Annotated in this window: 13 protein-coding genes; 6 read left to right on the top strand and 7 right to left on the bottom strand. The window is 66.2% G+C overall.

Annotated elements, in window-relative coordinates; all coding sequences use genetic code 11:
• Positions 1-11: 11 nt before the first annotated feature.
• The 6 genes from lpxC to rimK all read left to right on the top strand — a co-directional run bounded on the left by lpxC (position 12) and on the right by rimK (position 7,784).
• The gene (gene lpxC, locus CS1BSM3_RS03595) at positions 12-974 is read left to right on the top strand and encodes a UDP-3-O-acyl-N-acetylglucosamine deacetylase (protein WP_072385584.1); all 963 of its coding nucleotides are present in this window, start codon (positions 12-14) and stop codon (positions 972-974) included.
• A 216-nt stretch (positions 975-1,190) separates the two neighbouring features.
• Positions 1,191-2,216, top strand: a complete 1,026-nt coding sequence (locus CS1BSM3_RS03590; RefSeq protein WP_072385583.1) for an outer membrane protein assembly factor BamD — start codon at positions 1,191-1,193, stop codon at positions 2,214-2,216.
• A gap of 71 nt (positions 2,217-2,287) precedes the next feature.
• A complete protein-coding gene (gene ligA / locus CS1BSM3_RS03585) occupies positions 2,288-4,663 on the top strand; it encodes an NAD-dependent DNA ligase LigA (protein WP_072385582.1) in 2,376 nt (791 codons plus the stop codon).
• A 164-nt stretch (positions 4,664-4,827) separates the two neighbouring features.
• Complete coding sequence (locus tag CS1BSM3_RS03580) at positions 4,828-6,354, top strand: MFS transporter (protein WP_072385581.1); 1,527 nt, start codon at positions 4,828-4,830, stop codon at positions 6,352-6,354.
• Positions 6,355-6,493: 139 nt separating this feature from the next.
• Positions 6,494-6,694 (top strand): hypothetical protein, encoded by a 201-nt coding sequence (locus tag CS1BSM3_RS03575; protein ID WP_143149057.1) that lies wholly within the window; start codon positions 6,494-6,496, stop codon positions 6,692-6,694.
• Between the two features lie 184 nt (positions 6,695-6,878).
• Positions 6,879-7,784: a 30S ribosomal protein S6--L-glutamate ligase gene (rimK, locus tag CS1BSM3_RS03570; RefSeq protein ID WP_072385734.1), complete on the top strand. Its 906-nt coding sequence runs from the start codon at positions 6,879-6,881 to the stop codon at positions 7,782-7,784.
• A gap of 13 nt (positions 7,785-7,797) precedes the next feature.
• On the opposite strand, the gene CS1BSM3_RS03565 is transcribed toward rimK, so the two are convergent.
• The 7 genes from CS1BSM3_RS03565 to CS1BSM3_RS03535 all read right to left on the bottom strand — a co-directional run bounded on the left by CS1BSM3_RS03565 (position 7,798) and on the right by CS1BSM3_RS03535 (position 15,609).
• Positions 7,798-8,607 (bottom strand): MBL fold metallo-hydrolase, encoded by an 810-nt coding sequence (locus CS1BSM3_RS03565; protein ID WP_072385579.1) that lies wholly within the window; start codon positions 8,605-8,607, stop codon positions 7,798-7,800.
• A complete protein-coding gene (locus tag CS1BSM3_RS03560; RefSeq protein ID WP_072385578.1) occupies positions 8,604-9,401 on the bottom strand; it encodes a TatD family hydrolase in 798 nt (265 codons plus the stop codon). The genes CS1BSM3_RS03565 and CS1BSM3_RS03560 overlap by 4 nt, the downstream gene beginning before the upstream one ends.
• 171 nt (positions 9,402-9,572) lie before the next feature.
• The gene (gene metG, locus CS1BSM3_RS03555) at positions 9,573-11,165 is read right to left on the bottom strand and encodes a methionine--tRNA ligase (RefSeq protein WP_072385577.1); all 1,593 of its coding nucleotides are present in this window, start codon (positions 11,163-11,165) and stop codon (positions 9,573-9,575) included.
• An 89-nt stretch (positions 11,166-11,254) separates the two neighbouring features.
• Entirely contained in the window at positions 11,255-12,361 is a 1,107-nt protein-coding gene (locus CS1BSM3_RS03550; protein WP_072385733.1) for a DNA polymerase III subunit delta', read from the bottom strand.
• 20 nt (positions 12,362-12,381) lie between these two features.
• A complete protein-coding gene (gene tmk / locus CS1BSM3_RS03545) occupies positions 12,382-13,041 on the bottom strand; it encodes a dTMP kinase (RefSeq protein ID WP_072385732.1) in 660 nt (219 codons plus the stop codon).
• Between the two features lie 52 nt (positions 13,042-13,093).
• Positions 13,094-14,305: a D-alanyl-D-alanine carboxypeptidase family protein gene (locus CS1BSM3_RS03540; protein ID WP_072385576.1), complete on the bottom strand. Its 1,212-nt coding sequence runs from the start codon at positions 14,303-14,305 to the stop codon at positions 13,094-13,096.
• A gap of 107 nt (positions 14,306-14,412) precedes the next feature.
• Positions 14,413-15,609, bottom strand: a complete 1,197-nt coding sequence (locus CS1BSM3_RS03535) for a pyridoxal-phosphate-dependent aminotransferase family protein (RefSeq protein ID WP_072385575.1) — start codon at positions 15,607-15,609, stop codon at positions 14,413-14,415.
• Positions 15,610-15,633: the final 24 nt, after the last annotated feature.

The raw sequence follows: 15,633 nt of genomic DNA, 5'->3' as shown, positions 1-15,633 counted from the left end.
GACGGCGCTACATGTCGAAGCGATTCATCGGTGCACGCCAGACAACGGTTGCGCGCGAGATCGAGGTGTCCGGCACGGGGGTGCATAGCGGGGCGCCAGTTTCGGTGGTGATACATCCGGCTCCGGCCGATACTGGGATCTGCTTTATCGTCTCCAAACGGGGGCGCATCATTTCCCAGATCGAGGCGGACGTGAGGGCAGTTCGGAACCTCACGCTCTGCACGGTGATCGGCGATGACCGGGGGGTCACAGTCGGCACCGTCGAGCATCTGCTCTCCGCGCTGCGCGGCCTTTGCGTCGACAACTGCTTCATCGAAATCGACAACAAAGAAGTGCCGATCATGGACGGAAGCGCTGCCGCTTTCGTCGATGCCATCGATGAGGTCGGCGTGCGCGAGCTCGCGACGCCGCGCAAGTTCATCAAGGTTCTGAAGCCGATCCGCGTGCAGGAAGGCGATTGCTGGGGCGAGCTGACGCCGCACTCGAGCTTCCATCTCGATGTCGAGATCAATTTCGACAGCCCGGTCATCGGCCGCCAGCGCATGGCGCTGGACCTGAGCCCCGGCGCTTTCCGCCAGGAGCTCTGCCGCGCACGCACCTTCGGCTTCATGCGCGACGTCGAGATGCTCTGGAAATCGGGCCTCGCGCTCGGCGCCTCGCTCGAGAACACCGTCGCGATCGGCGAGGACCGGGTCATGAACCCGGAAGGCCTCCGCTATCCGCAGGAGTTCGTGCGTCACAAGATGCTGGATGCGGTGGGTGACCTTGCGCTGGCTGGCGCGCCGCTGCTGGCTTCGTATCGCTCCGTTCGCGGCGGACATCGGCTCAATGCCACGGTGCTCAAGTCCCTGTTCGCCGACGCCGACGCATGGACCGTGGTGCACGCGCCGATGGTGCGGGAGGCGCCGCACGTTGCCGGCTACGATGCATCGCTCGGCATGGCGGCAGTGCAGTTCGCTGCGAATCGCAACTGAATTCGACGCGTGTCCGGCACATCCCGGACGCGCTGCCGCATCAGCGCCATATCGGTGGACTAGGCTTCGGCGATCATCGGCATCTGTGGTCCGTAAGTGGCCAGCCGTGCTAGATGATTCGAGACGGCGGCGTTCGCAGCGCCGGGGGTGGATGAGTTGAGTGGGACGGGCGGGCCGTCTAAGCGCAGCGCGGACCGACACCGTGAGGACGACGGAATGCAGAAGCCGCAGATTGCCGGGGGGCACGGCCGCAAGATTGGTGCAGTCGCCTTGCTCGTTGGATTCGTGCTTGCAGGTTGTTCGTCGTCGAACACCGAGGCGCTCAAGGCCCTGAACCCCGATCCGCCGGGCGTCATGTATACCGAGGCCGACGCGCTGCTCGCGAATGGTCGCCACGAGGCGGCAGCAAAGAAATTCGAAGATATCGACCGCCACCATCCCTACGCGCAGGAAGCGCGCCGCGCGATGGTGCTCTCGGCTTACGCCTACTACAAGGCGGGCAAGTTCCCCGAGGCGGTCGCGGCGGCGCAGCGCTATGTCGTCATGCACCCCGGAACGAAGGACGCGGCGCTCGCGCACCACATCATTGCGTCGTCGCACTTCGACGAGATCAAGGATCCTCAGCGCGACCAGGCCGCGACCCGCAAGGCGATCTCGGAGCTCAAGACGCTGGTCTCTCGCTATCCCGAAAGTCCTTATGCCCGTCAGGCTGAGAACCGCATCCGCATCGGCGAGGATGCCGTAGCGGCCAACGAGATGACGGTCGGCCGCTACTATCTCCAGCGCGCGAACTACGTCGCTGCGATCAATCGCTTCAAGACGGTCGTCTCCGAGCATCAGACCACGGCTCAGGTCGAGGAGGCGCTCATGCGCCTCACGGAGACGTACATGGCGCTCGGCATCCAGAACGAGGCGCAGGCCGCGGCCGCCGTTCTCGGACACAACTTCCCGCAGTCGCCGTGGTACAGGGACGCGCACGCGCTTCTCCAGAAGCACGGCCTGAAGCCGGAAGCCATCCAGGGCACCTGGGTCAGCCAGCAGTGGAAGCAGGTCACCGTCAAGCCCGTGGGGCAGCCGGCCCGACCGGTGGATGTCGTGCCCCGCAGCGCACCTGCGACGCCGCCCGCAGCACCGCCCGCAACGAAGCCGCCGGCCAAGGATACGCCGATGGTCCGCAGGGCGCCGGCCGACGAGACGCCGACAGGCAGCATTTCCCGTCCCATGGGCGCCGGGCTCCAGTAGCCGGGCTGCAAAGGAGCCTCGCCTGTTCAGAGGCTGGCGAGGGTGCCTCTCATGGGGCTATTTTGGCGGCCATGAGCAAGAAAGCCGCGGCCACGGTTCCGCCCGAGAAACTCACCTCCCGCCAGGCTGCGGCCGAGCACAAGAAGCTCGTGGCCGAAATTGCGCGCCACGACGCCCTCTACTACCAGCAGGACGCGCCGGCGATCTCCGACGCCGAGTACGACGCACTGCGCACGCGCCTCACCGCGATCGAGGCGCAATTTCCGGATCTGGCGGCGGCTGAAAGTCCCACGCAGCGCGTCGGCGCGGCGCCGGTCGAAGCCTTCGGCAAAGTGCGCCACGAAGTGCCGATGCTTTCGCTCGGCAATGCTTTCTCGAGCGAGGAGGTGGCCGAATTCGTCGAGCGCGTGCGTCGCTTTCTGGCGCTCAGGGCGGATGATCCGCTCGTCGTTACGGCAGAGCCCAAGATCGACGGCCTCTCGATCTCCATTCGCTACGAGGAGGGGCAGCTCGTCAGGGCGGCGACCCGCGGTGATGGCATCGAGGGCGAGGACGTCACGACCAACATCCGCACGGTCCGCGAGATCCCGCACGCGCTCAAGGGCGCCGGCGTGCCTGACTTGATCGAGATCCGCGGCGAGATCTACCTCGGTACCGAGGATTTCCGCCGTCTCAATGCGGCGCAGGCCGAGGCCGGCGGCAAGGTTTTCGCCAATCCACGCAATGCCGCTGCCGGCTCGCTGCGCCAGCTCGACGCGAGCATCACGGCCAAGCGTCCGCTGCGCTTCTTCGCCTATACCTGGGGCGCGGCCTCGGCGCTGCCGGCCAAGACCCAGTTCGATGTAGTGCACGCGTTCGCGAAGTGGGGGCTGCCGATCAACCCGCGCACCGTACGCTGCTCGAGCGTGGAAGAGCTGATCGCCTTCTACGACACGATCGCCATCGATCGCGCGAGTCTCGGCTACGACATCGACGGCGTCGTCTACAAGGTCGACCGGCTCGACTACCAGGAGCGCCTTGGCTTCGTCTCGCGGAGCCCGCGCTGGGCGACCGCGCACAAGTTCGCAGCCGAACAGGCAACGACAGTGCTGCAGGACATCGAGATCCAGGTCGGGCGCACGGGAGCACTGACCCCGGTCGCCAAGCTGCAGCCGGTGACGGTCGGCGGGGTCGTCGTCTCGAATGCGACGCTGCACAACGAGGATGAGATCCGCCGCAAGGACATCCGCATCGGCGACACGGTCGTCGTGCAGCGGGCTGGCGACGTCATTCCGCAGGTCGTGAGCGTCATTGCCGAGCGGCGGCCGCACGGCGCGAAGCCCTTCAAGTTCCCGCACACCTGTCCTGTCTGCGGCAGTCATGCGGCGCGTGACGAGGGCGAGGAGGGCGGCGAGGCCGAGGCCGTGCGTCGCTGCACGGGCGGGCTCATTTGTCCGGCGCAGGCCAAGGAGCGGCTCAAGCACTTCGTCTCGCGGCTCGCCTTCGACATCGAAGGGCTCGGCGGCGAGCGCATCGAGCTTTTCTACGACGAGGGCCTGATCCGCGCGCCCGCCGACATCTTCACGCTCGCCCGCCGCGATGCCGCGAGCGACAACCCACTCGCGGAACGCAAGGGCTTCGGCGAGAAGTCCATCCAGAATCTTTTCCGGGCCGTCGACGCGCGCCGCCGCATCGGCCTCGAGCGTTTCCTCTTCGCGCTCGGCGTCCGCCATGTCGGCGAGACCACAGCGCGGGATCTCGCGCGCGCATTCGGCTCCTACGACGTCTTCCGCACGCAGGTGGATCTCGCGTCCAAGGCGCGCCCAGGTGCGAGCTACCGCCGCCTCGTGACGGCCAAAGGCCTCGGGCCCAAGACCGCCGAGACGCTCATGCAGGCGATCGCGGCACGCGGCCGCGGGGATCTCTTCGACGGTGAGCCCGAAACCTTCGAGCTGGCGATCGCCGGCATCAAGGGCGTGCGCACGGGCGTGGCTGAGGCACTTGCGCGCGCGTTTCCCGATGTTGCAACATTCATCGAGACAGCACGATTGGCGGCGCGCGAGATGCCGGGCGATGATTATCGCGCCTTCGCGGGCCTCAGCGGCATCGGCGAGGTGGTCGCCGACTCGCTGATCGACTTCTTCGACGAGCCGCACAACCAGAAGGTCGTCGCGGATCTCTTGAGCGAGATCGAGATCCAGGCCTACGTGCGCCAGGCGACGGTCGCCTCTGCAGTCACGGGCAAGACCGTCGTGTTCACCGGCACGCTCGAGAAGATGTCGCGCAACGAGGCCAAGGCGAAAGCCGAGCGCGCCGGCGCCAAGGTCGCAAGCTCCGTCTCCAACAAGACCGACTACGTGATCGCCGGCGCTGAGGCCGGCTCCAAGCTCGATAAAGCGCGCGAGCTCGGTGTCACCGTTCTCAATGAGGATGAATGGCTGGCGCTCATCGAGGGCGGCGCAAGCTAGTGTGATGATCGAGAAATTCGCCATATCGGGCGGCGCGATACCGAGCGAGTTTCTCGATCTGAATCGCACGAGCAAGATTATGATTCTAGTGTCCCTTTTGCTTCCGAAGTTCGCTCGGGACGCCAGCATCGAGGTGGGGCGAACTTACGGATTGGGACACTAGCATGACGCAGGAGCACGCCCGCCGCGCGGAGACGACTGAGCCGGCGGCAAAGAGCTATGTCCGCGCCCAGCTCGAGGCGGCGCTGCTGACGCCGATCCGCGCCATGCGCTGGCAGTATCTGCCGCTGCTCATGATCTACTTCGCCTATGGCGCGCTCGGCATCATCGCCGTGGCCCAGGACTTCTGGATCAAGTCCGCGCTGACGCTGACGCCGGCCGATCTCGCCGCGCTCGCCGTGTGGCTCGGCCTGCCCTGGGCCGTGAAGATGGTCTTCGGTGAGCTGGTCGACGCCGTGCCGATCTTCGGCTCGCAGCGGCGCATCTACGTGTTCATCGGTGCCGCACTCATCGCCATCGGGCTTTTGCTGCTGGCGGGTGCCGCCGCCGGCTACTTTCCGTCGTTCCATCCAAACACGATCTACGTCGCCTCCCAGCTCATCACCGTTACCGGCGTCGTGCTCCAGGACGTGGTCGCCGACGCCATGAGCACCGAGGTCGTGAGCCGACATCAGGAAGATGGCACGCCGCGCCCCGAAGAAGATGTGACGCGTGATCTCGGCATGGTCCAGGTGCTCGGGCGCCTCGCGCTGTCGTTCGGCATTTTCGCCGTGGCGGGGATTTCCGGCTTTCTCGCGCAGCATCTGAGCTACGCGACGGTGTTCCTCATCGGCCTCGTCATTCCCGTGATCTCGGTCACGGGCGCGCTGCTCGTGCGGCTTGAGACGAGCGAGACACGCCCCATCGACTGGCGCATTCTCGGTGGTGGGTTGGCCTTTGGCGCAACGGTGACGGGGGTTGCGGTGGCCGGTGTGCCAGCCGCGCAGGAGATCGTGTTCCTCGTCTCGATCATCATCATCGTCGCGATGCTCAAGCGCGTGATCGGGCACGTTCCCCTCGATGCGCAGCGCCACATCATCGTTGCCGCCATCATCATCTTCGTCTTTCGCGCGACGCCGAGCGTCGGACAGGGCTACACGTGGTTCAGCATCGACGTGCTCGGCTTCGACCAGGCCTTCTTCGGCGTGCTGCAGCAGATCGGCGCGGCCATCGGGCTCGCGGCGGCGTGGCTCCTCGCCGATGCCGTGACACGCCAGCCGGTGGTGCGCGTGCTGCTCTGGCTGACGATCCTCGGCGGGCTGCTCGCCATTCCCAACCTGATCCTGGTCACAGGCGCCTACGAATGGACGGAGCGCGTTTTCGGCTTGGGCGCGCGTTCGATCGCGCTCATCGATGCGGCGGCCCAGTCGCCGCTCGCCCAGGTCAGCATGATCCCGCTCCTGACGCTGATCGCCGTCAACGCGCCGCCCGGCCACCGTGCGACGTGGTTCGCGCTCATGGCGTCGCTGATGAACCTCGCGCTGGTCGCTGGCTCGCTTCAGACCAAGTATCTGAACCTGATCTTCCCGGTGGACCGCGGCCAATACGGCGAGCTGACGATGCTCGTCGTGGTCGTTTTCGCAATTGGTTTGATCGTGCCGCTGGCCGCAATCCTGGCGCTTGGACACCGGCTGACGCGCCGCCCGCAATAATCCGCTGTGGCTCTCACGCTACGGCGTGCGAGCCAGGTTGATTCGCGGCCCTCAGACGCCTTGATCAAGCCTGATTCGAAGTGCGAATGGAAGCATCTGAGGCGCCATCCTCAACTTTGTGCGCCTGTCGGGAATGCTCATGAACGACACCGTCCTTGACGGCCGGCCCCGGAGTGCGTTTTCGGGGCGGTCCCTGCTGCTGCGCCTGCTCATCTGCGTCGTCACGATCGCCGTCCTGAGTATCGGCGGGGCGCTGCTCATGCACGCGGCGATCGACCCGGCGGCCGACGCGGCCGAAGGGGCGGGCGCCCTCGTCGATACGCCGGCAGACACGCGCTAGCACCTCAGCAACCAGTCTCCTCAAATCCGCGAGGGTGCGGCGACGTTCGCTCATCGAGCGCGCTTTACGCCCAGCCCGCGCGTGGTATGTCTCACCTTGAGCATTGGCACGATCATCGGTGGCGCGCCGCGCGCTGAGTGTCGTTCGCCGACCGCAGGATCCGCCCTCCATCGGAGCGCATTCGATGAAGCTCGTCATGCTGGCGCGCAATCCGGGCCTCTACTCGCACCGGCGCATCGTCGAAGCGGCGCGCACGCGCGGGCACACGATCGACGTGATCAATACGCTTCACGTGCATGTGAACATCACGCCGAACAACCCGCTGCTGCGCTACGGCGGCAAGACGCTGTCGATCTATGACGCGGTGATCCCGCGGATCGGCGCCTCGATCACGCACTACGGGCTCGCGGTCGTGCGTCAGTTCGAGATGCAGGGTGTGTTCTCGCTCAATGAAAGTGTCGCGATCGGGCGTGCGCGGGACAAGCTGCGCGCGCTCCAGCTATTGGCACGGGCCGGCGTCGGCCTGCCGGCGACGGCTTTTGCCCACGGACCGCGCAAGGCGCTCGAAGTGCTGGCCGAAGTCGGCGGCGTGCCCGTCGTCATCAAGCTGCTCGAAGGCACGCAGGGCATGGGGGTGATCCTCGCCGAGACCGAGGCCTCGGCCAAATCGACCATCGAGGCCTTCAGCGCCGCCAACGTCGATATCCTCGTGCAGGAGTTCATCCAGGAGGCCATGGGCACGGATGTGCGCGCGCTCGTCGTGGGCAGGCGCGTGGTTGCGGCCATGCGCCGGACGGGCCGCAAGGGCGAGTTCCGCTCGAATCTGCACCGTGGCGGCAGGGCTGAGGCCGTCGAGCTCACGCCCGAGGAAATCCAGACCGCGCTCAAGTCGACTGAGACCCTGGGCCTCAACGTCGCGGCGGTGGACATGCTGCGCTCGAAGCGTGGGCCGCTGGTGATCGAGGTGAACTCCTCGCCCGGCATCGAGGGCATGGAGCAGGCAACCGGCATCGATGTGGCCGGCGCCATGATCACCTATCTCGAGGAGCACGCGCGCCCTGGCGATACGGGGACGCGCGGCAAGGGCTGAGACGCGTGGCCGCTCAGGGCGACGGCCAGTCGAAATGTACGCTCATGCCGTCATAGGCCGGCTCTACGTGCGACGGCAGCTCACGTTTCAACGTCGCATAGTCGAGATCGACGTGCAGGTGCGTGAGGATGGCGCGCTTGGGCTTCAGGCGCTCGATCCATTCGAGTGCCTGGGCCACGGTGAAGTGGCTCGGATGCGGGATGTAGCGCAGGGCATCGACGATCCAGAGATCGAGATTGCGCAACTGGGCCTGTGCTTCATCCGTGAGCCCGCTGATGTCCGGCGAATAGGCGATGTCGCCAATGCGGAAGCCGAGCGAGAAGGTATCGCCGTGCGCCTGCACGACCGGCGTCGCATCGATCGGCCCCGCGCCGCCGTTGATGCGCACGACATTGGGTGGGTCGATCACGTGCGCATTGAGGATCGGCGCGTACATGCTGCCGGGGGGCATCTCGAAGCAGTAGCGGAAGCGCTCGTAGAGCGAGGTTCGCGTCGCGACGTCGAAATGCACATCGACGCGACGCTTGGCGTTGTAGGCAAGCATGCGCAGATCATCGATGCCGTGCGTATGATCGGCGTGGTCGTGCGTGAAGAGCACGCCATCGATGGTGCCGACCTCGGCATCGAGGAGCTGCTCGCGCAGATCCGGCGGCGCGTCAATGAGGACGCGCGTGCGCGAGCGCCCCGAGATGCGCTCGACGAGTGCCGCGCAGCGACGCCTCCGGTTCTTCGGATTGGTCGGATCGCACGCACCCCAGTTGTTGCCGAGCCTCGGCACGCCGCCGGATGAACCCGTGCCGAGAAGCGTCAGCTTGCCGCTCATGCTGTCGCACTTTCGAGCGCGCGCGGGGCCTTCGAATAGAGACGGTGGAAGTTCTCCGTCGTCAGCTTGGCGATTTCCTCATCCGTCACGCCTTTGACGCGGGCGAGGGCGGCGGCCGTGTGCACGACATAGGCCGGCTCGTTGCGCTTTCCGCGAAAGGGCTCGGGCGCAAGGAATGGCGCGTCCGTCTCGACGAGCACGCGGTCCATGGGCACTTCGGCCGCGATGGCGCGGAGTGCGTCATTCTTCTTGAAGGTGATGACGCCCGAGAATGAGACGTAGAGGCCGATCGCAACCGCGCGCCGCGCGAGTTCGGCGCCACCCGTGAAGCAGTGCAGTACCGCTGTGAAGGCGCCCTTCTGCATTTCTTCTTCGAGAATGGCCGCCGTGTCCTCGTCCGCATCGCGTGAATGGATCACGAGCGGCAGGCCGCTCTCGCGCGCCGCGGCAATGTGCTTGATGAAGCCCTCGCGCTGCGCGTCGCGCGGGGACTTGTCATAGAAGTAGTCGAGGCCCGCTTCGCCAATGCCGATGCACTTTGGATGCTGCGCGAGGCGCACGATCTCCGCGACCGGAATATCCAGCTCCTCGTGCGCGCGATGCGGATGCGTCCCGACAGTAAAAAAGATCTCCGGGTGCGCTTCCGCGATCTCGCGATAAGTGTCGTAGTTGCGGATGATCGTCGAGATGGTGACCATCCGTCCGATGCCGGCTTCCTTGGCGCGCGCGAGCACGTCCTCGCGATTGCGCGCGAGGTCGGGATAGTCGAGGTGGCAGTGGTGATCGACGAGCATCGTGTGGCGCCTTGGGCTCTATTCCCCTCCCCCTTGTGGGGAGGGGTTAGGGGTGGGGGGCATCCCGCCGCTGGCGTTCTGCGATCCCTCCCTCCTAGCCTCCCCCACAAGGGGGGAGGGATGTGTTGGAGCCAGCCGCAGGCGAGTGTTCCCTTTCATAGTCATGCTATCTCAGCTCTTCGCCTTGCCCTTTGGCTTTGCCGCGGCTGTTTCGGCCTCGGTCGGATCGACATAGCGCGGGAAGGCGCCCGTCGGTGCCGGCAGTGACAGCCCGGGCGCCAGACGCGAATGCGCGCCCAATGCCTCGAACAGGCGTCCTTCCGCGGGCTGCGCGAGCAGGTCGAGCAGATGGCTCGCAGCCTTCGGCGTTGTCGGCTGCGCAAGGATCGCGACCTGCCGCACGACTTCCGCCGTGACGTAGAGGATCGTCGCCATGCGCGCGGGATCGGTCTTGCGCTTGGCCCAGGGCTCCTCAGCGGCGAAGTAGCGGTTCGCATCCGCGACCACGGTCCAGACGGCCTCGAGATAGCGGTTCAAGGCCTGCACGCGCATGGCCTCGCGCGCCTTCGCGATCATGTCGTCGGCGGCGGCGAGCAATGCGTTGTCCTCGGGCGTGAGGGCCCCGGGCTTCGGCACCTGCGCGTCGCAGTTCTTCGCGATCATCGAGAGCGAGCGCTGCGCGAGATTGCCGAGGTCGTTGGCGAGATCGGCATTGATGCGGTTGATGATGGATTCCCGCGTATAGTTGCCGTCCTGGCCGAAGGCGACCTCGCGCATGGCGAAATAGCGCATCTGGTCGACGCCGAACTCACGTGCCATCTCGAAGGGATCGATGACATTGCCGACCGACTTCGACATCTTCTCGCCGCGGCTGAGCAGCAGGCCATGCGCGAACACGCGTTTCGGAATCGCGACGCCCGCCGACATCAGGAAGGCCGGCCAGTAGATGGCATGAAAGCGCAGAATGTCCTTGCCGACGACATGAACGTCCGCCGGCCAGAAGGTCGAGAAGCGCGGCGAAGCCTGATCGGGATAGCCCGCGGCCGTGATGTAGTTCGTCAGCGCGTCGATCCACACGTACATGACGTGCGTCGGATCGCCGGGAACCGGAACGCCCCAGTCCAGCGACGCGCGCGAGACCGACAGATCCTCGAGCCCGCTCTTGACGAAGCTGATGACCTCGTTGCGCCGCTCCGGCGGCAGGATAAACTCGGGATTGGCCTCGTAGTGCGCGAGCAGCTTGTCGCCGTAGGCCGAGAGACGGAAGCGATAGGTCTTCTCCTCCGTCCACTCCACGGGCGAGCCGAGCGGTTCGCGGCGCACGCCATCGGGCCCGACGGTCGTCTCGCTCTCCTTGAAGAAGGCCTCCTGGCGCACGGAGTACCAGCCGGCGTAGCTGTCGAGGTAGATGTCGCCGGCATCGGCCATGCGGCTCCACAGCGCCTGGCAGGCGGCGTAGTGGCGCGGCTCGGTCGTGCGGATGAAGTCGTCGTTCGAGATGTTGAGCGCGGCGAACAGCTCCTTGAAGCGCGCCGAGTTGCGGTCGGCCAGCGCCTGCGGGGTGATCCCTTCCTTGATCGCGCTCTGCTTCATCTTGAGGCCGTGCTCGTCCGTGCCGGTCAGGAAGAAGACCTGGCGGCCGTCGAGGCGGGCAAAGCGGGCCATCACATCGCACGCGATCGACGTGTAGGCGTGGCCGAAGTGCGGCTCGCCATTGGGGTAGTAGATCGGCGTCGTGACGTAGAAGGACGTGCGCCCGCTCATGAGGTCAATGCTCCGTGGGCCGCGCCACGGGCGCGCGAGACCCGGCGGCGGGCGGATTTATTGCGTTTCGCGGCGCTGGTCTAAAGGCTTCAGGCGGCCTCGGCGGTCCGCTCGACGCGGGCCAGGGTGTCGAGGATCAGCATCCTGCGGTCGAGGTTGAGCGCCAGCGTCTCGGCCTTGTCGCGGACGATGGTTTCCCACAGCTCGGCCCATGAGGCAAGCCTGCCCGGGCGAATAAGCTTACGGGCCGTCGCCATATCATCCGGGCTGCCCGCGCCGCTCGCGCTGGCCCTGACGAGGCGGGCAATAAGTCCCAGAAGCAGATCGAAGAATAGGGCAAAGCGGGCCTCGGCGGCCGTGCTGCCGAGCTCTTCGCCCAGACTGTGCGCGACCTGCCAGTCGATGCGCGGCAGGCCCTGGAAGAGGCCTTCGATCCGACGGTAGAGGCTGAGGCCGTCCGTAGCTGACAATTCGAGCAGGCGACGGACGCTGCCCTCGGCAAGCGCTTCGAGCGTGCGCCAGTCGGTTTCGGCGGGCGGGGCGGTCTCGGCAGCCGTGAGGGCGGCCGTGGCGGCGCGGCGCAGGTTTTCAGGGCTGAGCTGGGCCATCTCCAGCGTGCGGCAGCGCGAACGGATGGTGCGGAGCAGCCGCTGGGGCTGGGCAACGACCAGCAGGAAGAGCGTGCGCTTGGGTGGCTCCTCCAGCGCCTTCAGCAGGGCATTCGCCGCGTTGAGGTTAAGCTCATCGGCACTGTCGACGATGACGACGCGCCACGTGCCCTCATCCGCCGTGCGCCCGAGGAAGGTCTTGAGGTCGCGCACCGCATCGACGGGAATGGTCGCGGGAAAGCGCTTCGTGCGTTGGTCATAGGCGCGGCGGACGACAGCGAGCCCCGGATGCGAGAGCGCGCGGACCTGTGCAGCCGTGATGCTCTTCCCGGATATGGCGAGTGTGGCGCCGGCGGCGGCGCGCTCCTCGGGAGAGGCCAGGGCAAAGCGCGCGACACGATAGGCGAGCGTCGCCTTGCCGATGCCCGCGGGCCCGCTCAGCAGCCAGGCATGGTGCATCCGCCCGCCCGCGAATGTCGCCGCGAGCTCGCCCTCGGCCGCATCGTGACCGAACAGCTCGACGGTCTCGCGCGGATGCGGAAAGCCCTCGAGCCGGTCGATCTCCGGCAGGGCTTCGATCTCGGCCATTGCTGCGGCTCTGCGCGCCATCAACCCACCTTACTCAAGAGGCGTGCCTCCACGGCTGCCCAGACATGCGCTGCCACTTCGTCGGGCGATCCGCTCGCATCGATCAGGACGCAGCGGGCGGCCTCCGCGGCGGCGATCGCATGAAAACCCTGGCGCAGGGCCTCATGATAAGCAAGCTCGCGGCGCTCGAAGTGGTCTGCGCCACTTGCGGTCTGGCGCCGGGCGCCTGCACGTGCCAAGCCGATCTCGGGCGGCAGATCGAGGGTGATCGTGAGGTCCGGGCGGAAGTCGCCGAGCACCAGCCGGTGCAACTCGGCGAGTGTTGCGCGCGGCACGCCGCCGGCCGCGCCCTGATAGGCGAACGTCGAATCCGCGAAGCGGTCGCTGATCACCCACTGACCGGCCTCGAGCGCCGGTTTGATCGTCTCCGTGACATGATCGACGCGCGCCGCGAGAAAGAGCAGCGTGTCGGCCATGGCGCCGCGCGTCGGCAGATGCCCGCTGAGCAGTAGGGCGCGGATCTCCTCTGCAAAAGGCGAGCCGCCCGGCTCCCGCGTGACGACGCACGCGATGCCCGCCGCCGCGAGGCGATCGGCGAGCTGCCGCGTCTGTGTCGTTTTGCCGGCGCCTTCGCCACCTTCGAAGGTGATGAACGGCGCCCTTTTGGGGAGATCGATCATGCGCCTCGTGCCGCCGGTGCTTCCCGGCATGCGCACGCAAGCGCGCCTCGGGTCACCTCAGAACCCAGCCGAACGCCATGTGCACGAGCGTGTCAAGACCGCGCCGCATGGCGCCGGCCTGCGGAACATCCTCGGCCGCGTGCAGCGGGACCTCGTTGACCGACTGCGAGGCGGTCGTGACGCGCAGCTTGGCGATCACGTCGCCCTTTTTGATCGGGGCTTTCAACGGGCTATTGTAAATGATCTGGGCCTGCAGGCGCTGCGCCGATTGCGCCTTGGGCAGCAGCACGGTGATCTCACCGCCGCCGACGAGCGGCACGAACATGCGATCGCCGCCCCACACGCGCGCGCGCCCGACGACTTCCTCGGCGTCGAAGAGCTTGAAATCGGCAAAGCCTTTGAAGCCCCATTCAATGAGGCGCACGGCCTCATTCCGCCGCGCCTGCGCATCCTCCATGCCGTTGATCACGAGGATCACGCGCCGCCCGTCCTGCTTCGCGGAGGCGACGAGGCCGTAGCCGGCTTCCTTGATGTAGCCGGTCTTGAGGCCGTCCACGCCGAGATCCAGCGCCAACAGCGGATTGCGGTTGAAGAAGCGGTGCTTGCGGTAGCGGAACTCGCGCTCGCCGAAGAGCGTGTAGTGCTCAGGATATTCCTTGATGAGATGACGGGCCAGCACCGCCAGCTCGCGCGCCGTCATCAGATGCTCGGGATCATGCAGGCCCGTCGAATTGCGGAAAGTCGACTTGGAAAGGCCGATGCGCCGCGCTTCGTCGGTCATCATCTTCGCGAATGCCGCCTCGGTCCCCGCCATGCTCTCGGCGACGGCAATGCAGGCGTCGTTGCCCGACTGGATGATGATGCCCTTCAGGACCTCGTCGAGACGCTCCTTCGTGTTCACCGGCACGAACATCGCCGACGTGCCGGATGGCGCGCCGCCCGTGCGCCACGCATTCACGCTGAAGAGGATCTCGTCCTCGGGCTTGAGCCGCCCTTCCTTGAGCGCGCGAAAGATGACGGCGAGCGTCATCAGCTTGCTCATGCTCGCGGGCGGCGCGAGCTCGTCGGCATTGTGCTGGAAGAGCACGGCGCCCGTGTTGGCATCCATCAGGATGGCCTGCTTCGCGCGCGTCGTCATTTCGGCCGGCGCCGCGCCTTGAGCGAGCGCAGATCCGGCCATCACGACCGCACCCAGGATCAGCATCGAGAACGCGGCGACGAATTTCCGAAAGCTGAGCCCGGAGATCCCGAAGATTGCCTTCATGTCTCCATCCCACAGAGGGCCACGCTGTCGATTCGACTATCGCGATTTCTGTGGTGTGAAGTCAACCGGTTAAGGCGATGTTGCGGCATCGGGATGCGGCTGCATGATCACGAAGACGGGAACGGCTTCGCCGTCTCCGCGAGATATTGCATCGCGGCAGTGACGCCACCCGTCTTGTGCGGGACCTTGGCAATGCCGAGCGTCATCTCCACACCGGCGAGCGTGCCGACGAGCGTCAGATCGTTGATGTCACCGAGATGACCAATGCGGAAGACCTTGCCCGCCACCTTCGACAGGCCCGTGCCGAGCGAGATGTCGAAGTGATCGAGCGCGACCTTGCGGAAAGTATCGGCGTTGTGCCCCTCAGGCATCACGACGGCCGTCAGCACCGGCGAGAAGTGCCGCTCGTCGAGAATGAGGTTCTCGAGGCCCCAGGCGGCGACGGCGCGGCGCGTCGCTTCGCCATGTCGCTTGTGGCGCGCGAAGACATTGTCGAGACCTTCCTCGTTCAGCATGTCGATGGCTTCGGCGAGGCCGTAGAGGAGGTTGGTCGCGGGTGTATACGGAAAGTAGCCGTTCTTGTTGTGCGGGAGCATTTCCTCCCAGGACCAGAAAAGCTTCGGCGTCTTCGAGGCCTTCGAGGCCGCGAGCGCCTTGTCCGAGATGGCGTTGAAGGAGATGCCGGGCGGCAGCATCAGGCCCTTCTGTGAGCCCGAGACCGTGACATCGACGCCCCATTCATCGTGGCGATAGTCGGCCGAGGCGAGGCCCGAGATGGTATCGACCAGCAGCAGCGCTGGGTGCCCCGCGGCGTCGATCGCCTTGCGCACTTCGCCGATGAGCGAGGTCGCTCCCGTCGAGGTCTCATTGTGGACGACGCAGACGGCCTTGATCTCGTGCGCTTTGTCCTCTTTGAGGCGCGCCTCGATCTTGTCGGGATCGACGCCCGCGCGCCAGTCCGTCGCGATGAACTCCGGCACGACATTGAGCTTCAGCGCCATGTTCTTCCAGAGCGTGGCGAAGTGGCCGGTCTCGTACATCAGCACCTTGTCGCCCGGCGAGAGCACGTTGACCAGGGCTGCCTCCCAGGCGCCCGTACCCGATGCCGGGTAGATGATCACGTTGCCCTTGGTTTTGAAGATGCCCTTGACGCCCTCGAGGACGCGCCGGCCGAGCTTCTGGAACTCGGGGCCGCGGTGATCGATCACCGGCATGTCCATGGCGCGGAGAATGCGGTCAGGCACCGGCGAGGGCCCGGGAATCTGGAGGAAATGGCGGCCAGCGCGGCGGGGCTCGTTGGACATCGGATGGGTTCTCCCTGTTGGTTG

Origin of the sequence: Hyphomicrobium sp. CS1BSMeth3, assembly GCF_900117415.1 — a bacterium.
In the GTDB taxonomy this organism is placed as follows: Bacteria; Pseudomonadota; Alphaproteobacteria; order Rhizobiales; family Hyphomicrobiaceae.
Note: the sequence above shows the minus strand (reverse complement) of the source record. Positions and strands in the feature narration are given on the sequence as shown.